Source organism: Nocardia sp. NBC_00403, from assembly GCF_036046055.1.
GTDB lineage: Bacteria > Actinomycetota > Actinomycetes > Mycobacteriales > Mycobacteriaceae > Nocardia.
In genome coordinates, this window is record NZ_CP107939.1 from 1,234,758 (window position 1) to 1,255,610 (window position 20,853).

20 protein-coding genes and 1 pseudogene are annotated in these 20,853 nt (G+C 66.8%); 7 read left to right on the forward strand and 14 right to left on the reverse strand.

What is annotated here, in order from left to right:
• Positions 1-60: 60 nt before the first annotated feature.
• Positions 61-3,267 carry a bifunctional lysylphosphatidylglycerol synthetase/lysine--tRNA ligase LysX gene (gene lysX / locus OHQ90_RS05250; RefSeq protein WP_328412568.1) on the reverse strand — a complete coding sequence of 1,069 codons (3,207 nt, stop codon included), beginning with the start codon at positions 3,265-3,267 and terminating at the stop codon, positions 61-63.
• A gap of 260 nt (positions 3,268-3,527) precedes the next feature.
• Here lysX and OHQ90_RS05255 point away from each other — a divergent pair, with 260 nt between their 5' ends.
• Positions 3,528-3,749: an RNA-binding S4 domain-containing protein gene (locus OHQ90_RS05255; RefSeq protein WP_328407861.1), complete on the forward strand. Its 222-nt coding sequence runs from the start codon at positions 3,528-3,530 to the stop codon at positions 3,747-3,749.
• A gap of 16 nt (positions 3,750-3,765) precedes the next feature.
• Here OHQ90_RS05255 and rraA read toward each other — a convergent pair whose 3' ends face one another.
• The 9 genes from rraA to OHQ90_RS05300 form a co-directional block, all read right to left on the reverse strand.
• Complete coding sequence (gene rraA, locus OHQ90_RS05260; RefSeq protein ID WP_328407862.1) at positions 3,766-4,254, reverse strand: ribonuclease E activity regulator RraA; 489 nt, start codon at positions 4,252-4,254, stop codon at positions 3,766-3,768.
• 170 nt (positions 4,255-4,424) lie between these two features.
• Positions 4,425-4,790 (reverse strand): DUF5313 family protein, encoded by a 366-nt coding sequence (locus tag OHQ90_RS05265; RefSeq protein ID WP_328407863.1) that lies wholly within the window; start codon positions 4,788-4,790, stop codon positions 4,425-4,427.
• A gap of 62 nt (positions 4,791-4,852) precedes the next feature.
• On the reverse strand, positions 4,853-5,233 hold the full coding sequence (locus OHQ90_RS05270; RefSeq protein ID WP_328407864.1) for a DUF5313 family protein: 381 nt from the start codon (positions 5,231-5,233) through the stop codon (positions 4,853-4,855).
• An 81-nt stretch (positions 5,234-5,314) separates the two neighbouring features.
• Positions 5,315-5,773, reverse strand: coding sequence for an SRPBCC family protein (locus OHQ90_RS05275; RefSeq protein WP_328407865.1), 459 nt, complete (start codon positions 5,771-5,773; stop codon positions 5,315-5,317).
• Positions 5,774-5,810: 37 nt separating this feature from the next.
• Entirely contained in the window at positions 5,811-6,707 is an 897-nt protein-coding gene (locus OHQ90_RS05280) for a CopD family protein (RefSeq protein ID WP_328412570.1), read from the reverse strand.
• A gap of 32 nt (positions 6,708-6,739) precedes the next feature.
• The gene (locus OHQ90_RS05285) at positions 6,740-7,285 is read right to left on the reverse strand and encodes a copper resistance CopC family protein (protein ID WP_328407866.1); all 546 of its coding nucleotides are present in this window, start codon (positions 7,283-7,285) and stop codon (positions 6,740-6,742) included.
• On the reverse strand, positions 7,282-7,941 hold the full coding sequence (locus OHQ90_RS05290; protein ID WP_328407867.1) for a YcnI family copper-binding membrane protein: 660 nt from the start codon (positions 7,939-7,941) through the stop codon (positions 7,282-7,284). Before OHQ90_RS05290 ends, OHQ90_RS05285 begins: the two co-directional genes overlap by 4 nt.
• A gap of 43 nt (positions 7,942-7,984) precedes the next feature.
• Entirely contained in the window at positions 7,985-8,530 is a 546-nt protein-coding gene (locus OHQ90_RS05295; protein WP_328407869.1) for a hypothetical protein, read from the reverse strand.
• Positions 8,531-8,543: 13 nt separating this feature from the next.
• On the reverse strand, positions 8,544-9,179 hold the full coding sequence (locus OHQ90_RS05300; RefSeq protein ID WP_328407871.1) for a DUF6474 family protein: 636 nt from the start codon (positions 9,177-9,179) through the stop codon (positions 8,544-8,546).
• A gap of 502 nt (positions 9,180-9,681) precedes the next feature.
• Here OHQ90_RS05300 and OHQ90_RS05305 point away from each other — a divergent pair.
• From OHQ90_RS05305 to OHQ90_RS05320, 4 genes are all read left to right on the forward strand, one after another.
• Positions 9,682-11,301, forward strand: coding sequence for a TM0106 family RecB-like putative nuclease (locus OHQ90_RS05305; RefSeq protein WP_442941446.1), 1,620 nt, complete (start codon positions 9,682-9,684; stop codon positions 11,299-11,301).
• On the forward strand, positions 11,298-13,265 hold the full coding sequence (htpG, locus tag OHQ90_RS05310; protein ID WP_328407873.1) for a molecular chaperone HtpG: 1,968 nt from the start codon (positions 11,298-11,300) through the stop codon (positions 13,263-13,265). The genes OHQ90_RS05305 and htpG overlap by 4 nt, the downstream gene beginning before the upstream one ends.
• Positions 13,266-13,388: 123 nt before the next feature.
• A complete protein-coding gene (locus tag OHQ90_RS05315; RefSeq protein WP_328399578.1) occupies positions 13,389-14,378 on the forward strand; it encodes an IS481 family transposase in 990 nt (329 codons plus the stop codon).
• A gap of 321 nt (positions 14,379-14,699) precedes the next feature.
• Positions 14,700-15,518, forward strand: a complete 819-nt coding sequence (locus OHQ90_RS05320; RefSeq protein ID WP_328407875.1) for a class I SAM-dependent methyltransferase — start codon at positions 14,700-14,702, stop codon at positions 15,516-15,518.
• A gap of 78 nt (positions 15,519-15,596) precedes the next feature.
• Here the strand turns inward: OHQ90_RS05320 and OHQ90_RS05325 are convergent, their stop codons facing one another.
• Complete coding sequence (locus OHQ90_RS05325) at positions 15,597-16,364, reverse strand: SDR family NAD(P)-dependent oxidoreductase (RefSeq protein WP_328407877.1); 768 nt, start codon at positions 16,362-16,364, stop codon at positions 15,597-15,599.
• 217 nt (positions 16,365-16,581) lie between these two features.
• Here OHQ90_RS05325 and OHQ90_RS05330 point away from each other — a divergent pair, with 217 nt between their 5' ends.
• A complete protein-coding gene (locus tag OHQ90_RS05330; RefSeq protein ID WP_328407879.1) occupies positions 16,582-17,454 on the forward strand; it encodes an SDR family NAD(P)-dependent oxidoreductase in 873 nt (290 codons plus the stop codon).
• Between the two features lie 164 nt (positions 17,455-17,618).
• Positions 17,619-17,675, forward strand: a pseudogene (locus OHQ90_RS05335) (hypothetical protein); the annotation flags it as partial.
• Positions 17,676-18,066: 391 nt separating this feature from the next.
• Here OHQ90_RS05335 and OHQ90_RS05340 read toward each other — a convergent pair.
• The 3 genes from OHQ90_RS05340 to OHQ90_RS05350 form a co-directional block, all read right to left on the reverse strand.
• Positions 18,067-18,840, reverse strand: coding sequence for a TMEM165/GDT1 family protein (locus OHQ90_RS05340; protein ID WP_328407881.1), 774 nt, complete (start codon positions 18,838-18,840; stop codon positions 18,067-18,069).
• Positions 18,841-19,135: 295 nt separating this feature from the next.
• A complete protein-coding gene (locus tag OHQ90_RS05345; protein WP_328407882.1) occupies positions 19,136-19,663 on the reverse strand; it encodes a peptidase in 528 nt (175 codons plus the stop codon).
• 517 nt (positions 19,664-20,180) lie between these two features.
• On the reverse strand, positions 20,181-20,804 hold the full coding sequence (locus OHQ90_RS05350) for a superoxide dismutase (protein WP_328407884.1): 624 nt from the start codon (positions 20,802-20,804) through the stop codon (positions 20,181-20,183).
• Between the last annotated feature and the right edge of the window lie 49 nt (positions 20,805-20,853).

Genomic DNA, 20,853 nt, shown 5'->3' on the forward strand with positions numbered 1-20,853 from the left:
TCGGCCTCCTCCCGGGGCCGAATGTCCAAGATTAGCGGGCAAATCGGGCGCGTGTGAAGCTCAGCGCGGCTTCACCAGCGGGAAGGGCAAGGTTTCACGGATGCTGCGACCGGTGATCAGCATGACGATCCGATCCACACCCATCCCGAGTCCGCCGGTCGGCGGCATCGCGTGCTCGAGCGCCTGCAGGAATTCCTCGTCGAGTTCCATCGCCTCCGGATCGCCGTTGGCCGCGAGCATCGATTGCTCGGTGAGCCTGCGGCGCTGCTCGACCGGATCGGTGAGTTCGCTGTAGGCAGTACCGAGTTCGACGCCCCAGGCGACCAGGTCCCAGCGCTCTGTCACCCCGGGAATGCTGCGGTGCGCCCTGGTCAACGGCGACACCGAGGTGGGGAAGTTGATGTAGAAGGTCGGCTCCTCGGTATGGGATTCCACCAGGTGCTCGTACATCTCCAGCACCACCTGCCCGGTGTCCCAGCCGTGCTGGTAGGGCACATGCGCCTTATCGCACAGCTCCCTCAGCTCCGCCAAGTCCGTCTCCGGGGTGATCTCGGTGCCCAGCGCGTCGGACACCGCGCCGTGCACGGTCTTCACCGCCCAGTCACCGGAGATGTCCACCTGCTCGAATGAGCCGTCCGGGTTGGGCCGCAGCGCCACCGCCGCGCCATTGGCCGCCACGGCGGCGTTCTGGATGAGCTGACGGCAGACGTGCATCATCCGCTCGTAGTCGCTGTGTGCCTCGTAGGCCTCGAGAATGGTGAACTCGGGATTGTGGCTGAAGTCGACGCCCTCATTGCGGAAGGTGCGGCCCAGCTCGAACACCTTCTCCATACCGCCGACGCACAGTCGCTTGAGATAGAGCTCGGGCGCGATCCGCAGGTAGAGATCCAGGTCGTAGGCGTTGATGTGGGTCATGAACGGCGTGGCGTTCGCACCGCCGTGCACCTGCTGCAGGATCGGGGTCTCCACCTCGAGATAACCCCAGCCGTGCAACGAATCCCGCAGTGATCGGACCACCGCGCTGCGCTTGGCGAGCACCTCGCGGGCCTCCGGGTTGATCGCCATGTCGACGTAGCGCTGACGCACCTTCGCCTCGGGATCGGCGAGCCCTTTCCACTTGTCCGGCAACGGATGCAGGCATTTGCCGATCATCCGCCAGTCCGCGGCGAGCAGCGAGAGCTCACCGCGACGGCTGCGCCCGATCTGTCCGCTGATCTCGATCAGATCGCCGAGGTCGAAGAACTCGGTGAATTCGGCGCTGTGTTCGGCGCCGACGCGATCGCGATCGATGACCAGCTGGATGTCGTCGGTCCAGTCGCGCACCACCGCGAAGATCACACCGCCGTAATCGCGGATGCGCAGCAGCCTGCCGCACACTCGCACGGTGGTGCCGCGCGGCGACCGGCGGGCGGCGGCGACGGTGTGGGTGGGCGGATAGGCGACCGGATAGGCGTCCACCCCGGCGTCGGTGAGCCGGGCCAGCTTGTCCATCCGCACCCGCACCTGCTCCGGACGGCGATAGCCTGGTTCCGCGGTCTCGATGTCGGCCAGGGCCGGCGGGCTGCCGTCGGGATGCAGTCCGGTCAATGTCGGTGGCACCGCGCTAAAGACGCCGGTGTGCGTCACGGTCTCGGGTTCCTTGCCGAACCGCGGTAGGAAGCCCTCGGCCAGTGCGCTGGCCACTGCCACGCGCGGCAGCTGCCTGCGCTCCTCGAACAGGAAGAACCGGGGCACCCAGTTCGGCTGGTACTTGACATTCGACCGGTACAGCGCCTCCAGCTGCCACCATCGCGAAAAGAACAGCAGCACACCGCGCCACAGCCGCAGGATCGGCCCTGCGCCGATGCGCCCGCCTTCCTCGAAGACCGAACGGAAGACCGCGAAGTTGAGCGAGACCTTGGTAATGGCGTGCTGTTCGGAGGTCAGCGCCAGCTGGGAGATCATCAGCTCCATCACGCCGTTGGGGCCTTGGGGGTCGCGGCGCATCAGCTCCAGGGAGGCACCGGAGCGCCCCCACGGGACCAGCGACAGCATGCCGAGTACGCGATCCTGACCGTTGACCGCCTCGACCAGCAGACAGTCGCCGTCGAGCCGGTCGCCGAGCCTGCCGAGCGCCATGGAGAAGCCGCGTTCGGTCTCGGTGTCGCGCCACGCGTCCGCGCGGGCGATCACCTGCTTCATCTCCTCGGGCGCAATCTCACGCTGCCGGCGAATCCGCACATGTATTCCGTGCTTGCGCAGGCGATTCGCGGCCTGACGGACCTGTTTCATCTCGGGGCCCGCCAGCGAGAAAGTTCTGGTGTCGAGGATGGCTTCATCACCGAGACGCAGCGCGGAAAGCCCGGCCCTCCGGTACGCCGTCGCGCCGAATTCGCTGGCACCCATGACCGCTGGGGCCCAACCGAATTGATCGGCGAGTTGCAGCCAGGCATCGATCGCCTGCGGCCATGCCTCCTTGACACCGATCGGGTCGCCGCTGGCAAGACAGACACCGAGCTCCACCCGATAGGTGACCGCGGCCTTGCCGCTGGGCGCGAAGACCACCGCCTTGTCGCGGCGGGTCGCGAAGTAGCCGAGGGAATCCTCGACGCCGGAATGCTCCAGTAGTCCGCGGATCGCGGATTCATCGGTGCCGGTCATCGCGTTCGCCGCGCGCTGCGAGCGCAGCAGGATGATCACCGCGGCCAGTAGCGCGATCGCGCCGAACAGACCGAGCAGGAAGTTGACGAACGCGCGCGGGTGGCCGTCGAAATGTTCGTTGTCGACAAGCACCGCGGCGGTGACGCGATAGACCGCCCACGCGGGCCGCTGCCCGCCCTGGGGCAGCGAACCGGGGAACAGCTCCACCAGACCCCAGCCGAGCAGGCAGCCGATCACAAGACCACCGAGCAGCACCCCGAGCGCCTTCAGTCCCGCTCCGCGGCGCACCTTGGTGTAGAACTCGCGCCAGGCGCCGATGAGCACACCGATCGCGAGCACGTGCAGCACCATCGCCACCAGCGCGTCGATCTCGCCGTCATTGATGAAATCGACCACGTTGGACAGCGTGTACAGCGTGAGATAGCCGACGAGCAACCACCAGGCGATGCGCTTGCGACTGGCCAGCGCGCCCGCGAGCAGGCCGATGACGAGCGCCCACATGAGGTTCGTGTCGGGAGCGTCGAAGTAATAGGCGTCGATGTAGCGGCGCGGTATATGCGTCAGATAGCGCAGCGCGGGCGACAGGCTCCACAGGAAACACAGCACGGCGAAGACACCGAGGATCATTCCCGCGATGTGCGGGACCTCCCTGAGCCGGCCGTGTCCGCGATGCGGCACGGGTGGGGTCGGTCTGCCCGCGGGTGGTTCGATTTCGATCTGGTGCTCGGCGTGCGTGGAGGTCACCGAACCAGTGTGTACGGTGTCACGGCATCGATGCTCCAAGATCGCCCGGGCATGTCGGTTATGGGCGCGTCATACGTGCGTGTCAGTCGTCACGATGGGGGTTGGCGTTTCGTTGTTTCCGGGCGAAGGGTAAGGATGTACCCATGTCCGATCCAGTCGATGTGCCGATCGATGACGACGTCATTCGACTCGGCCAGTTCCTGAAGCTGGCCAACCTGATCGAGTCCGGCTCGGAGGCCAAGACGGTCATCGCCTCCGGTCTGGTCCGGGTGAACGACGAGGTCGAGCTGCGTCGTGGCCGCCAACTGCACCCCGGCGACGTGGTCACCATCGCCGGTCACAGAGCTCGCGTGGCAGGCGAGTGACCGGTTCCCCGGCCGGTCAGTCCTCCGCGCGGACCACGACGCCGTCGTGGTCGCTGTAGAGCATGTCGCCCGGGGTGAAGGTGATGCCGCCGAACTCGACCGGGACGTCCCGATCGCCGCTGCCGGTCTGGGTGCTCTTGCGCGGGTTGGTGCCGATGGCCTTGATGCCGATCTCCAGCGTGCGCAGAATCGCTGAATCGCGCACTGCGCCGTTGACGATGACACCGGCCCAGCCGTTGGCAACGCCGCGGCCGGCGATGATGTCGCCGACCAGCGCGGTGTGCACACTAGCGCCGCCGTCGACGACCAGTACGCCGCCATTGCCCGGTTCGCTCAGCGTTTGCTTGACCAGCAGATTGTCCTGGAAACAGCGGATCGTGGTGATCCGCCCGGAGAATGTCGCGTGGCCACCGAACTGAATGAACTGCGTGTCGCAGCTGCGAATCTCGGGGCCGATTTCATCGGCGAGATCGGCGGTGGCAACAGCGTTCTGCGATTCGGTCACTGCGTTATTTTTGCAGCGCCTGCGGCGCTGCGTGTTCGCGGCCCCCTCAGGCTTGCGTCCGAGCGGCCGAGACTCGCGCCTGCGGCGCATGCGCTTCGGCCACTCGGACGCAAGCCGGGCCGCGAACTGCGCTCGTAAGACTCGCGCGTGGTGGCTGGGTAGCTCGATTGTTACCGGTGGCCGTGCCGCAGCTCGTAGAGATCCCGATCATGCTCGGAGATCTTCCCGTGATCTACGAGTTCCGGATCCAAACCGTGCTGGACCAGCCGGAAGCGCCGCCACACATAGCCGAGGGCGACCGTGAATATGACCAGCGGAACGATCATCATCACGATGAGGCCGATCTTCAGTGGCATCGGGCCGGGGAACAGCAACACCAGGGCGAAGAACGGGATGATCGGTCCCAGAAACCGGACGAGATAGCGTTCCATGGCCCCGTGGCCGACGAGGTCGCGGATAACCCACTCGTGCAGCTCCTCGGGGAGCTCGCGGCCCAGATCGTAGGCGATCCGCTGCCGTATCGTGGGAGTCTTCATAGGTCCAGGCTATGCCTGTGGTATAAGTCACCGCCAGTTTTTCCGTGGCAACTCGGCAAACTTCAGGCGCGCCCGTGTCTGCGTTCGTAGGCCTGTCGTTCGGCCTCGCCACGGCGGCGGGCATCGGAGTCGGCGAGACTCGGATCGAGGCCGTGTTTGATCAGGCGGCTGCGCCGGTAGACATACATCAGCGCGATCGTGAAGTAGATCAGCGGCAGATACAACAGCGCCATCATGGCCAAGCCCATCCACTTCGGGCCGGGTACCAACAGAAACAGCATGAGCACCGGAATCACCGGGAGCAGAAACCGCATCAGATAGCGACGCGCGGCCCCCTGCCCGGTCAGATCATCGCGCACCCACTCCGACATCGACGCGGGCAGCGTTCGACCGCAGGCGTAACCGATCCGCTGCGGGAAGGTCGGGGTGGTGCGTTCAGCCATGGACTCAGCATCCTCGGTGGTGAGCAGGCCGGACAAGTTGGGCACCCGACCCGATGGGCCGGGTGCAGGGCATATCGGAACTCAGCTTTGCCTGCTCGCGTGGAATTCGGCGATCTGAGTGGTCAGGTTGTGCGTGGAGTGCTTGACAGCGAGCTTCACGAACGGCTCGATGGTCTTACCGAGGACGCGTCCGGCGAGACCGCCGGGGACGCGGTACTCCACGATCGCATCGACGGTGCATGTCGCCTCGCCCTTGTCGTGGAACAGAAAAGTGGATTCGATCTCGAAACCCTTGATCGACTTCACCGCGATCGCGGCGTGCTCTTCCCAGCGCACGACCTGGATGCGCGAATGCAGCGTGGCGGGTCCGAGCTTGATGACGCCGTCGAAGGTCGCGCCGACGCCCTCGACCTGGTCGGTGACCGGGGTGAATTCGTGGATCTCGGAGATGAACCGCGGCAGATTGCGGTAGTCGTTGACATAGGCGAAAGCGGTTTCGGCCGACGCCGTGCAGTCCTCGACGATTTTCACTTCGGTCATGAAGTCACTGTAACTGCGGCGTGCTGGGCCTACCTGGTCACGCTGTCACGGCCAGTGTCGCGGCCAGCCCGAACGCCAGCGCCATCACGCCGACCTCGAGCACGGCCCTGCGCAATGACGCCTCAGCGGTCATCCGATGGTCCGCAGCGCGCCGCACCCAGCTGCGCCGCCACCACCAGCCGAGCGCGAGCAAGCCAACCAGCACAAGGGTTTTCGCGAGCAGGATGCGGCCGTAGCCGGTCGTCACGAACGGTGCAGGCCCGCCGATCCGCACCAGCCCGTTGACGACCCCGGTGGTCGCCACCGTCGCGATCAACGGCAACGCCACTGCCGAATACCTCGGTATCGTGACCGCCCATTCGCCACGGGTGCGCACTACCAGCGCGAGCGCGACCAGCATCCCGAACCAGGCCGCCGCGGCCAGCGCGTGCACCGCGCCGAGCACCGAACCGAACGGCTGCTGCGACATGTGCCCGGTGATCGGCCGCAGCGCCAGCGTCACGGCCGCGAATACGAGCACGAGATCGGTCGATGCGGCGTCGGGTCGGCGGAAGGCCAGCGCGCAGTAGCAGGCGATCGCGAGGGTGCCCACCAGGATCGCGATGCCGACCTGTCCGCCGCTGATCTCGACAAGGAAGGTACCGAACTGTCCGCCGCCCAGGCGTGTCACCGGAACCCCGACGATGTCGGCGGCCTCGAAGGCGAGCACCGCGAGCTCGGCCGCGCACCAGATGCCTGCCAGCACGGCGAGCAGCCGCCACGGCGGCTGCGCTCGCGGATGCACCCGGGGGAGCGCGGCAAGCCCCAGCACGGTCGCACCCGTGCCGTCCGCGATCACCCGGACGCCGCCCTCGGTCGGTATCGGCGCCGGGATGTCCAGCGCCCAGGCGAGCAACACCCCGAGCAGGCCGGCCGGGACGGCCAGCAGCAGCATCCGCGCGTCCCGGCCGCCGGCCGTCACACCGCTCACGGTTGTTTCCGGCTCCTGCCGCCGAACAGCGCGAACGCCAGGCCGCCGCCGAACAGCAGGACCGCGCCGACGATGAACACCCACAACGGAATACCGTTCGAGCCGCCGTCGTCGGCCGCGCCGCTTTTGGCGCCCGGCTTCGGCCCGGGGACGCCGTTGCCTGCCTTACCGAGGGTGAACTTCCTGGTTCCGCTCACCGGATGGCCGTCGGCGGAAGTCACCCGGTAGGCGATGGTGTACTCGCCGACCGGGCCGAGCTCACCCACCTCGACGCTGACCGACTTGCCCGCGACGGTCGGTGTCCCCTTCGACCACAGGTTGCCGTCCGGGCCGACGACGGTCAGCGACGGGAAGCTGGTCTGCAGATCCTCGTTGAAGGTGACGCTGACCCGTGCCGGGCTCGCGTCGATAGTCGAACCGTCTTCCGGCGAACTGTCGGTGGCCGCCGAGTGCGCGGCGGCGGTGCCTGCGGCGGCCAGCCCGACGCCGAGCAGCAGCAGACCCGCGAAGAGTGCGGTGAGCAGGCGGCGCGCCGTGGTCATGAGCGTCGTCCGCGGATCACGTTGCCGAGGCCGAGTGCGACACCGAGCAGACCGAGCGCGAGGCCGATGCCACCGAGCCACCTGGCAGTGCTGTCATCGGCGTCGTCGGATTCCTGGTCCGCGGCTTCGGCGGTCGACCCGTGCTCGTCTTCGCCGGCCTTCGCGGCCGCGAGGGTGATGCTCGGGGCCGGATGCTCCGGCTCCGTGCCGTCGCTGCCCATCGGCTGATCCCAGTTGACGACCTTGCCATTGCTGTAGGTCTGCTTGGCCGGGAAGCTCAGCATTGCCTGTGCGGGCAGTGGGCCGATCGAGAGGGCGAATCGCTGGAACTGGCCGGGCCCGACGCCGGGTGTGCCCGGGTCGGCGGTCCAGGTGACGGCGGTGATCTCCGACTTCTCGTTGCGCTCGATCTTGGAGCTCCAGCCGGGCATGGGCTCGGTGCGCGCGCTCTTGGGGGCGGGCAGGGTCACGGTGAGTGCGGTGGTGCTCGCGGTCTCCGATTCGGTCGGCACCTTGAAGGTGACCACCGAATATCCGCCCTGTTGGGCGCCGGGTGCGTCGGCGGTGACGTGCGCTGCCGCGGTGCCGCCGGTGGCTATGACCAGGCCCGCGGCGACCGCGGTCGTGCAGGACGCACGCAAAAGGGAACTACGCATGGGATGAAAGGCTTTCTCTCCGAAGGAAAATGGTGCGAGCGGGTCAGGCGGGCACCGGTGGCGCGCGCGGACCGATCGCGCCGTTTGGATGAAAGCGGTAGTGCCGCAGGCCGGGATCGGGCCAGCGGGCCTGGTCGGTGCTCCGGGCGCGGCGCGGCGCGGTAAGCACCGTCCGGAGCGCGCCGGACGCCATCGCATAGAGCCGCTCGGCCGACACGATCAGCGCCGCACAGCCGAGCGTCGCGACGACATGCGCGGCGAGCATCCAGCCGGTGGGCAGCGCGGCCGTGGGCAGCTGGATGGATGTGCCGACGCCGGAATCGTGACCGTGGCCGAGCAATCCGGACAGCACCAAGTGGCCTGCCAGTTGTCCGCCCGCGAGCACACCGAGCAACCCGATGGGTCGGCGCGCGATCGGCGACCTAGTTGTGGCGCATCCGACCGAGGCGGCGATGAGCAGCATCAGCGCCGCCTGCGCCGAATCCGGATAGCCGCCACCGGCCGGACCGTGTGCGGCTATCGCGAGCGCACCGAGCACGAGGCCGACCAGGCAGCCGCGCAGGCTGCCGGTGATCGGACCGGTGCGCATCGCGGGTGGGAGGTCAGCCCACGCCGAGGCGCGCCAAGACGTCCGCCTCGATCCCGGACAACTCGGTGGAGATCGACGTGTGCACAGCGCGGCGGCGCGGCGCGGGCATTTGCTCCGCGGTCCGCACGGCGGCGGTCAGATTGTCGAGCCGATCCTGCGTGGCCTTGACGAAGGTCTTGCCGTCGCCGTTCTTGCTGTCGCCGATCGTGCCAAGTGCGCCTTCGGCATTGGCGATACGGGCCTGGAGCTTGGCGCCGTGACCGCTGAAGTCGCCCAGCTGTTCGATGCCGATGCCGAGTTGGTGGGCGCGACGGTTATCGATCTGACCGCGAATCAATGTCGCGGCGCGATAGGCCAGCGGCGCGAGGACGGGGATCAGCACGCGGGCCACCCCGAGGTATTTGCGAACCTGGCCGGCGCTGAACGGATCCCGCTCGGCCTTCGCGGCCAGCTTCAGTGCGGCCTTCTCTTCGGCCTGCAGTGCGGAGATCTGTGCTTTGGCGACCTTGCGCTGGGTGCGGGCCTCGGCGCGACGGGCTTTGCGATCGTTCTTCGCGCCGAGTTTGGCCTCCAAGCCGGCCTTGTGCTTGAGGGCTTTCGCCTCGGCCTTGCGGCTCGGGCGCCGCTTGCGCTTCGTGAACAACCCCATCGAAGGCCCTCCGTCATGCTGGTTTGCCATGGCAGTACGACGTCGGGGAACGCCCGTCCGCCCCATGTCACGTTTGTCGCTACCCTAGCTTGTGTCCGATGTGCCGCGCCTGCGGCACGGCGTGTTCCCGGCCCCCTCGGTCTGGCTTCCGAGCGGCCGAGACGCGGGCCTGCGGCGCTTGCGCGAGTGTCGGACATTCGCCCGCCCCGGGGCACCTCCCGGCCTTGCCCACTCGGCAACAAGAGGATCGCGAACGGACGCTCACAAGATTCGCACCGTTGTGGTCGAGATGTGGGCCGAGCTCATTCGCCACGGTGCCGGTGAGGACTCTGTGCAGGTCGGTCATGCGGTTCGCGGAGTTGTCGGGGGTAGGGACCATACTGCATACGTGTATTCGGGCATCGGCGATCGCAACGGTCGCAATCACGAGGGCGGCCATCGTGACGGCACAGCCGACGATCGGCCGCGCGATGCCACGGCGGCTTTCGTCGATGCCAGGGCGCTGATCGGGTGTCGGCATCGGCTGCATCTCAACGCGGCTCATCCGGAGATGCTGACCGGTGTGAGCGAGGATGCCGGGGTTCAGCAGCGGCGCGAGGCCGCCTCGGCGCACCGGACGCAGGTGCGAGAAGCGCTGATCGCGGCAGCTCCGGACAGTTGGCTGGTGATCGACCCGACGCTGCGCGCGGGAGCGCGATCCGAGGCGACGCTGCGTGCGTGTGCCGCAGGGACGCACCATATTTGGGGCGGATTGTTGCCGCAGGAGCCCGACACCGGCCGACGCGGCGGCTCGGAGATCCTGCTGCGCGACCTGGACCGCGGCGGCTACATCCCGGTGATTGTGGTCAACCACAAGGTGACCGACCCGCGTCAGCCCGAGCCCGCCGACTTCCATCCGACCACCTCGGATCTGTATCACTGGGATCCGCAACCGGATCCGCATCGCAAACTGCGTCAGCAGCCGCGCGATCAGCAGCGTCTCGCGCACCTCTATCGGATGCTCCAGCGCCACGGACTGGCCAGCCCGGCCCTGGTCGGCGGCGTGATCGGGTATCACTTCGACCGCATCCTCGTGCACGATCTCGGCCCGCTGCTCGCCGATTACGACCGGCGCTACGCCGACCGGATCGCGGTGGTCCGCGGCGAATCGCCGACGGTGCCCTCGAAGGTGCCCGAGTGCAGGCAGTGCCCGTGGTGGAGCCGGGGTGCCGCCGGCGAGGGCAGCGCCGAGGGCGTCAGCTGTGAGGGCTGGTTGACCGACCATCGGGACGTGAGCCTGGTGGCGCCGGGTTCGCGCGCGGAGGTGCTGCGCGGGCACGGCGTGCAGACCATCGACGATCTGGCCGCCTGGGTCGGCGACGATCCGGAGGACTGGCAGCACGGACCGTTCGACGAAGCCGTGGTGACCGCACGAGCGTGGCTCGCCGGCGCGCCGCTGGTCCGCAAGGTCGACAAGGTGTGGGTGCGCCGAGCCGATGTCGAGGTGGATGTAGACCTGGAGAGCTTCCAGGAATACGGCGCCTACCTGTGGGGCACGCTGCTCGACGGGCAGTATCGGCCGTTCGTCACCTGGGATCCGCTGCCGACCGAGGACGAGGGCCGCTCCTTCGGCGAGTTCTGGACCTGGCTGATGACGGTGCGCGCCGAGGCCGCCACGGCGGGGAAAACCTTTGCTGCCTACTGCTATTCGCGCACCGCCGAAGACAAGTGGCTCTACGAGTCGGCGCGCCGGTTCGCAGGGCGACCCGGGGTGCCGACGGTCGACCAGGTGCGCTCGTTCGTCGACGGGCCACAGTGGGTGGACATGTTCCAGGCCGTCTCCGACCAGTTCATCTGCCCGAACGGCAAGGGTCTGAAGAAGATCGCACCGGTCGCGGGTTTCGCATGGCGCGATCCCGAGGCGGGTGGCGAGGCGTCGATGAGCTGGTATCGGCGCGCCGTCGGCTACGACAGCGAACCCGACCTCGGTCAGCGCACCCGGCTGCTGGAATACAACGAGGACGATGTGCGGGCCACCATGGTGCTGCGCGAGTGGATGCACCCGCGCGAACCCGGTCCGCACAGCGCAGACCTCGAGGTTCCTGCGCTCGCCGATTTCGGGCGTCGTAGTATCGCGACGTGACTGAGCACGTCGAAGAACTCGAGTTCCAGGCCGAAACCCATCAGCTGCTCGAGCTGATGATCCACTCGGTCTATTCGAACAAGGACACGTTCCTACGGGAGCTGATCTCCAACGCTTCCGATGCCCTGGACAAGCTGCGGCTGGAGTCCTACCGGGACAAGGATCTGCACGTCGACACCTCCGATCTGCACATCGAGCTGGAGGTCGACACAGACGCGCGGATCCTGACCGTGCGGGACAACGGCATCGGCATGTCGCGCGCCGAGGTTGTCGATCTGATCGGCACGTTGGCCAAGTCGGGCACCGCGGAGTTGCGCAAGAAGCTGAACGAGGCCAAGAGCGCCGCGGCCGCCACCGGCGACCCGGCAGAGCTCATCGGCCAGTTCGGTATCGGTTTCTACTCGACCTTCATGGTCGCCGACAAGGTCACGCTGACCACTCGCAAGGCAGGCGAGACCGAGGGCACCCGCTGGGAGTCCACCGGCCAGTCCACCTACACGATCGAGACGCTGGACGAGGCGCCGCAGGGTACCGCGGTCACGCTGCACCTCAAGCCCGCCGACGAGGACGACCACCTCTTCGACTACACCCAGGAGTGGAAGCTCCGCGAGATCGTCAAGAAGTACTCCGACTTCATTGCCTGGCCGATCCGCATGCAGGTCGAGCGGACCGTCACCGAGGGCGAGGGTGAGGACAAGACCGAGAAGACCATCGTCGAGGACCAGACCCTCAACTCCATGAAGGCGCTGTGGACCCGCCCGAAGAGCGAGGTCAGCGACGAGGAGTACAAGGAGTTCTACAAGCACGTCAGCCACGGTTGGGACGATCCGCTCGAGATCATCCCGATGAAGGCCGAGGGCACGTTCGAATACCAAGCGCTGCTGTTCGTTCCGTCGCACGCACCGTTCGACCTGTTCACCCGCGAGCACAAGCGCGGCGTGCAGCTCTACGTGAAGCGGGTGTTCATCATGGACAACTGCGAAGAGCTGATGCCGGAGTACCTGCGCTTCGTCAAGGGTGTGGTAGACGCCCAGGACCTTTCGCTCAACGTTTCTCGCGAGATCCTGCAGCAGGACCGGCAGATCCAGATGATCCGCAAGCGCCTGGTGAAGAAGATCCTTTCGACCGTCAAGGACTTGCAGGGAGCCGAAGACCAGGCGAAGTACCAGACCTTCTGGAAGGAGTTCGGCCGTGTCCTCAAGGAGGGCCTGCTCTCGGACTTCGACAACCGCGAGACCCTGCTGCGGGTGTCGTCGTTCGCCTCGACGAACTCCGACGCCGAGCTCACCACGCTGGCGCAGTACGTCGAGCGGATGCAGGACGGCCAGGACGCGATCTACTACATGACCGGCGAGAGCCGTCAGCAGGTCGAGAGCTCTCCGCACATGGAGGCTTTCAAGGCCAAGGGCCGTGAGGTGCTGATCCTCACCGACCCGGTCGACGAGATGTGGGTCGGTTCGGTGACCGACTTCGACGGCAAGCCGTTCATGTCGGTCGCCAAGGGCGAGGTCGATCTGGAGTCCGAGGAGGAGAAGAAAGCCTCCGAGGCGCTGCGCGAACAGCAGGACAAGGACTTCGCCGAGGTACTCACCTGGCTCGGCAAGGCCCTCGACGACAGCGTCAAGGAGGTGCGCCTGACCAGCAGGCTCACCACCTCTCCTGCCTGTCTGGTCGGCGATGTCTTCGACTTCACCCCGATGCTGGAGCGGATGTATCGCGCCTCCGGCCAACTGGTCCCGGAAACCAAGCGGATTCTCGAGCTCAACCCGGCACATCCGCTGGTCACCGGTCTGCGCGACGCCTACGACACCCGCAAAGAGGACGCCGACGCGGGCAAGGTTCCCGAGCTCACCGAAACCGCCGAACTGCTCTATGGCACAGCGGTTCTGGCCGAGGGCGGCGAGCTGAAGGACCCGGCCCGGTTCGCGCACATCCTCACCGATCGGCTCACCCGCACGCTCTGAGCTCGCTGTCCCGCTAGTTGTACTGACCATGGACGTTGGTGACGGCGTGGCGAGCTGACATGGCGAAGACCTCCGAGTGAAGTGCGAGCTGTCTAGGAACGCATTCACCTGTCGGAGGTCTTCGTGTCTCACCGTAATGCCCCGCTCACGGAGTTGGGCCGGTTGCGTCTTGCTCGTTGTGTCGTCGATGAAGGTTGGCCGCTCCGCCGGGCGGCCGAACGGTTCCAGGTCTCGGCCACCACCGCGTCGAGGTGGGCGGGTCGCTATCGCCTGCAGGGCCCGGCGGGCATGGTCGATCGGTCCTCGCGACCACATCACAGCCCGCGCCGGACACCGACTCGCACCGAACGCCGCATCATCAAAGTTCGTGTGCTGCGCCGATGGGGACCGGCCCGCATCGCCTACCTACTGGGCTTGCATCCCTCGACGGTGCACCGGGTCCTGACCCGCTACCGGCTGGCACGGCTGCGCTGGCTCGACCGCGCCACCAGCCAACCGGTACGCCGCTATGAACACGATGCCCCGGGCGATCTGATCCACATCGACGTCAAGAAACTCGGCAAGATCCCCGACGGCGGTGGCTGGCGCAAGCTCGGCCGTTCCGCTGGCAACCGAAATTCCCAGGCGCACAAGCTAACCAGGGTCAACAATGTTCACGGCAACCCGATGCACGGCTACCACTACCTGCACACTGCCCTCGATGATCATTCCCGGCTGGCCTATACCGAACTCCTCGGTGACGAGCGCAAGGAAACCGCCGCCGCGTTCTGGGCACGCGCCAACGCCTGGTTCACCGCCAACGGCATCATCACCCGAAAGGTGTTGACCGACAACGGGTCCTGCTACCGATCCCGCACCTTCGCCGAGGCCCTAGGGCCGGTGGTCCACAAACGCACCCGTCCCTACCGGCCCCAAACCAACGGCAAGGTCGAACGCTTCCACCGCACCCTGGCCGACGAGTGGGCCTATGCGCGGCTCTACCGCAGCGATGTTGAACGATGCGCAGCCTTCACCACCTGGCTCCACACCTACAATCACCACCGCGGCCACACCGCACTCGCAGGCCACCCGCCCGCTAGCCGCGTTACTAACCTCTCAGGTCAGTACAGCTAGTCCGCCTCTCCGCGTCTTCAGGCCGGACTCGTGTGCATCGCCAGTCGCGTCGGCGGCTGGCGGTGTGGTGGTGAGCTGGGTTCGCTGGTACCCCGTGAGTTACCCATGTGCTCACGAAATCAGTTGTCACGTGGTCAAACCGGGTGGCGGGCCGCAACCGGCCCGTCACCCGGCTAACTTTCGATGACAATGGCGACGTGGCGGATGTGCCAGAGGTTTCGGTTCGCGTAGAAGTCCTTCGCGCACAGTGATATTCGCATGGGTGGGTAGGGCCTCGCGGGTGGCGCGACTAGCCTTGGGCGAGTCGAAAGGATCGTCCGAATGCCAGGAAACCCGCTCGCGGCCGCTGAACCTTGGGATCTCGTCGCCGACGGATACGCGGAATTCGCGCCCGCGATCATGGAGCCTTTCTCCGCTCGCGCGCTCGAACTGGCGGGATTGACGGTGGATTCGCAGGTCGTCGATATCGCGACGGGAACGGGCATGCTGAGTCTGCTCGCCGCCGAGCGGGTGGCGCAGGTGCAGGCCATCGATTTCTCCGAACCGATGATCCGCAGGCTCGTCGCGGCCGCGGACGCCGCAGGTCTGACCAATATCGAGGCTCGGGTGGGGGATGGGCAGGCGCTGCCGTTCGATGCGGACCGATTCGCCGCCGGTTTCTCGATGTTCGGGTTGATGTTCTTTCCGGACCGTGCCAAGGGGTTCGCCGAACTGTTCCGGGTGCTGAGCCCCGGCGGCACCGCGGTGGTGTCGAGCTGGGCGCCGGTCGTGGAGTCGCCGCTCATGCGAATGATGTTCGGCGCCTTTGCCGCCGCCGACCCGAGCATCCAGGAGCCGCAGCCCAACTTCCAGAGCCTGGAGAATCCGGACGTCTTCGCTACCGAAATGCGCATGGCCGGATTCGCGGGCGTGAGCATTCAGCGCCACACCACCTCGCTGACCTTCGGCAGCGCCGACGAGATGTGGGAAACGATGGTCCGCAGCAGCGCCTCGATGGTCCTGACGCGCCGCAACGTCGGCGAAGAGGTCTGGGCCGAGCGCGCCGCGCTCATGCGCGCCTACCTCGCGGACAACTACCGCCCGAATCACCCGTTGTCCACCACGGCCTTCCTCGGCATCGGCCACAAGCCGCAGCCCTGATCTCGCCCGGTAACGCGAACACCCCGCCATTCCGGCCGGGCCGGAGTGACGGGGTGCAGGTGTTTGTACGGCAGGTTATTACCGCGGGGCCATGCGCAGCGCGCCATCCATGCGGATGGTCTCGCCGTTGAGGTAGTCGTGCTCGACGATGTACTGCGAGAGCTGCGCGTACTCGTCGGGGCGGCCGAGGCGGGACGGGAACGGGACGCCCGCCTCGAGGCCCTTGCGGTACTCCTCGGTGACACCGGCCAGCATCGGGGTGTCGATGATTCCGGGGGCGATGGTGTTCACGCGGATGCCGAACTGGGCCAGGTCGCGCGCGGCGGGCACGGTCATGCCGTGCACGCCACCCTTGGAGGCGGAGTACGCGATCTGGCCGATCTGGCCCTCGAAAGCGGCGACAGAGGCGGTGTTGATGATGACGCCGCGCTGGCCGTACTCGTCGACCGCGTCGGTCTTGGCGATAGCGTCGGCGGCCAGGCGCATGACATTGAAGGTGCCGAGCAGGTTCACCGTGATGACCGTGCGGAACAGCTCCAGGTCGTGCGGGCCGTTCTTGGAAAGGATGCGGCCTGCCCAGCCGACGCCGGCGCAGTTCACGGCGATACGCAGCGGCACACCGGACTCGACGACCGTGGCGACCGCGGCGCTGACCTCGTCGTTGCTGGTGACATCGGCCGGAATCAGGGTGACACCCTCGGGCACGTTGTCGCCCGCGCGCTCGATCGACTGCGGCACATCAAAGCCGAAGACGGTGGCGCCCAGTTCGGCGAAACGCTTGGCAGTGGCGGCGCCGAGGCCGGATGCGCCTCCGGTGACAATGGCGGCGGAACCCGAAATCTCCACGATGGTCCTCTCGTTCGTGACAGCCAGTTGGCCTTTCGTCAATTGCACCCTAATAGGTGCAGCCCGGCGCAGTCCGTCCGGAGCCCGCGCCGGGCCGAGCGTAGGCGGGGCAGTCGCGAACCAATCAGGGTGAGAGCCTGATCACGGCACTCTCCACTGTCTGTGGTGCCCAAGATTATTTGCGAACATATATGTTCATCGGTGGTACCGTCGCAATATGAACGTGTTCTCCTCCGTGTCTGTCGCGGATCGGCGAATCCTCATCACCGGTGCGGCGCGCGGAATCGGGGCGGCGCTGGCTCGGCAGTTGCACGCGCGCGGGGCCAAGGTCGCGCTGCTCGGGCTGGAGGCGGAGCTGCTGGCCGAGGTGGCGCACGAATGCGGTGACGCGCCATGGCGTTACTGCGACGTCGGGGACTCCGCGCAGGTGGAGCGGGTGGTGTCAACGCTGGTCAGTGAGCTGGGCGGGCTCGATGTCGTGGTGGCCAATGCCGGGGTGGCGCGGCAGTTGGCGCTGCTGGGCGGCGATCCCGCGGTGATGGAGGAGACCCTCGCCGTCAACGTGCTCGGCGTTTACTACACGCTGCGCGCCGCCGGCCCACACATTTGCCACCCGGATGGTTACGCACTGATCGTCTCGTCGCTTGCGGCCGCGGTGAATCTCCCGCTGGCCGGGGCATACAGCGCATCGAAGGCCGGAGCCGAGGCGCTCGGCAACACGCTGCGCAACGAGATCAGACACTCCGGCGCCAAAGTGGGCATCGCCTACTTCGCCGAGCTCGACACCGATATGACCACCCGCGGCTTCGGCACCGCCGCCGCGCGGGCCATCCTCGGCCGGTCCACGGTATCGGGCGTTGCGCCGCTCGGCCCGGCGATCGATGCGGTCGAACGGGCCATCGCCCGCCGCAAGCGCAAGGTTGTTTCGCCGTGGTGGGTGGCCCTGGTACTGCCGTTCCGGCCGATCGCCCAGCGTGCTGTCGATATCGCACTGCGCCGCGGGGTTGCGCGGGCGCTCGAGATCGCGCGCACCGAAGCGGCGCCCTTCACCACCGACCAGCCGTCGCGGCCACGCAGAATGGAGCGATAGTCCTAGCGTGACCGAGTACCGAACCAGACCGAACCACCCGGAGCCACCGAATGACCGAACCGGCCAGCACCGTCCGCCAACTCCCTCGAGGCCGCCACGGCCTGCCGAGGGAGCAGGTGATCGCCTCGCAGCGTGATCGGATCCTGGACGCGATGGCCGAGGCGATGGCCGAAAACGGTTATGTCGGAACATCGGTCGCGGCGGTGCTGAAACGTGCGGGAGTATCGCGGGAGACCTTCTACGAGCAGTTCCGTTCCAAGGAGGACTGTTTCGAGGCGGCCTACGAGCGGGCGGTCGGCCAATCGCTGTCCCGTATCGCGGAGGCCGCGGCGCCACTCGCCGATTCGGCCGAGGCCGACAGGGACCGCCCGGCGGCGCCGGATCCCGAGCGGATGGACCGCATTCTCGGCGCCTACCTCGACGGCCTCGCCGACGAGCCCGCCTATGCCAGGTTGTTTCTCGTCGAGGTCTACGCGGTGGGGTCCAAGGCGGTGGCGCGCCGGGCTCTGCTGCAGGAGTCGTTCGTTGCCTTGATCGCCGATGTCCTCGGTGCGCGCACCGAGGAGCAGCGCTTCGCCTGTCAGACCCTCGCCGCGGCGGTCAGTGCGATGGTTACCGCTCGAATTGCGGCCGACGATCTGGATGGACTTCGTGGGTTGCGCGGGCCGCTACTGGATCTGGTTCGTCGCAGTGGTGATCTGTTCGGGACTGCGATGGTGCGCCACGGCGCCGTGCGCGCATGAGCAGCACGGCACCGGCAACGGCGGGTGCGATAGCGGCGATCGCGGCACCGAGCACTACTCCCATGCCGGGCATCGCCGCAGCGAGCAGGGTCGCAAGACCGAAGTAGAGGAACAGCAATCCGGAGCAGATCCCGATCACGTGTTCCGGGAGATGCTTGCCCACCAGGATCCCGACTCCGATAGCGAGTGCGTCGGCCGCGACCATGCCGATGGTCGACCCGATCCAGACGCCGAACCAACTGTTGTCGGTGGCAAGCGCAGCGGTCGCGAACATGGTCCGGTCGCCGAGTTCGGCAAGTAGGAAGGCCGAGAGCACCACGAAATACGGCGCGGTGGTCGAGCGTGGCGGCGCGGATTCGGTGTCGTCGGCTGCGGCGTCGAGATGCTCACGCAGCGTCCACAGGCCGACGGCGAGGAAGGTGATCGCGGCGACCAGGGAGATCGCCCGGGTCGGCAGTGCGGCCCCCAGGAAGAACCCGACGCCGACCGAGATCAGGTGCACCGCCGCGGTGGCGGAGGCGATCGCGCCGAGCACGACCCACCAGCGGTAGCGCAGCGCGAATGTCAGCGCCATCAGCTGGGATTTGTCACCGAGTTCGGCAAGGAAGACGATACCGACGCTCAGCAATATCGTGGCGATCATGTGTGCACTCCCGGGTCTCCGGCCTGCCTGCCTGGAGAACGGGGTACGTCTCCGGCCGACAACGAAATAGATGTCTAGGCCGAAGGTCTCGCCCACCGGACCTATGCCGGTTCACACCGCCGGACCCGCGCCATCGTGTGGCGGCAGGTCAGTATGTCGACTGCATGATTGGGGGCTACTCCCCTTCGTTGCTTCCGACTGTACCCCGGTAGCTACCGGGATGCCAACTTGTTGTTGTCGAAATCGCAATGCGCACAATAAGTTTGGCGATCCACGTAGCAGTTTTCGGGCACCCTCACGCGGCGAGCAGCATGGCAAGAACCGCAGTGTCGGGATCACTGATCGGGTCCAGGCCCACCCGGCTGACCAGCGAGGTGATGGTGCCGTCCGACTCGGCCTCCGCCCAAGCCGCTCGATGCTCGAGCCCCAGGTGTGGGACACCGGGCAGCAGCACGCAGCCCGATGCCGCGCCCGCGCACTCCGGCAGCGAAGGCCGGGTTTCCGAGGGCGGATGCAGCATCAGGAGGGCTGTCGGCACATGATCGGCAAACCGGCCGGGAGCCAGCGCCTCCGCGCCGAGCACCGGACCCTCGGCCAGCACCATTCCCACCGTGCCGGGTTGCGGGTCGTCGGGCAGATCCTCGCGGACGCCGAACACGGTCGAGGTCGTCAGCAGCCCCGGCATGGTGGCCACCCGTACGGCGAGCACCAGTACCTGCGCCCATTCCTTGGTGGTATCCGGCCAGCGGCCGGAGATGACGAACCCGCGCAGCGATCCGCGAGCTTGGAACGGCGTGATGCCGATCGGTCCGTTCGTGTGCATGGTGCCTCCCGTCAAAGAACCGGGGGCGGCGTTGCCCGTCCTCGTACTGTGGACTCTCGAGAATGGCTCACGAATCACCTGGCACACAAGTACCAAAGAGTGCTAACCAGACAAAACGGACCAACCCGTAGTCGGCAGTGCCGACTACGGGTTGGTGATGTTCGTGCTCGAGGCAGGCCACACCGCATTTTCAGGCCGGGCGTGGCGCCCCGAGCTGCCTGAAAATAGTGACCTCTCGCCACGACAACGCCTTCCGAGCGCAGCGAGCCAGAGCACTAGAGTTCGCGACCCGTCTCGCTTCCGAGCGACCGGAGCGCATCCACCGAAGTCGCAACCTCAGCTACCCGACGCCCCCGCTCGGCACGATGATGTCTTTCGAGCGCAGCGAGATCGAGCACTAGAGTTCGCGGCCCGTCTCGCTTCCGAGTCGTCGAAGCGCATGCGCCGCAGGCGCGAGTCTCGACGGCTCGGAAGCGAGACCAAGGGGGCCGCGAACACGCAGCGCCGCAGGCGCTGCCTAACCAAAAATGAGCCCCTTGGCCTGGCCGATGGCACGCGCGAAGCGCTCCTGCACGTCTTCCCAGTTCACGACGTTCCAGAACGCGGTGACGTAGTCCGCCTTGACGTTCTTGTACTGCAGGTAGAAGGCGTGCTCCCACATGTCGACCTGCAGCAGCGGGATGATGCCGAGCGGCACGTTGGCCTGCTGGTCGTACAGCTGGAAGGTCAGCAGCTTCTGGCCGAGGGTGTCGTAGCCGAGCACCGCCCAGCCGGAGCCCTGCAGGCCGTTGGCCGCGGCGGTGAACTGCGCGCGGAACTTGTCGAACGAGCCGAACTGGTCGTCGATCGCGGCGGCCAGCTCGCCGACCGGCTTGTCACCACCGTTGGGGGACAGGTTCTTCCACCAGATGGAGTGGTTGACGTGCCCGCCGAGGTGGAAGGCCAGGTTCTTCTCGTTCAGGAAGATGGCGGCGTGATCGCCGGCCTCGCGGGCGGCCTCGAGCTTCTCCAGTGCGGAGTTGACGCCCGCGACGTAAGCGGCATGGTGCTTCGAATGGTGGATCTCGTTGATCTGCCCGGAGATGTGGGGCTCCAGGGCGCTGTAGTCGTAATCCAGATCTGGCAACGTGTACTCAGCCACGATGTCCCTTCCTAATGTCGGGCTGTGTGTGCCCTCGTCTTCGAGCACA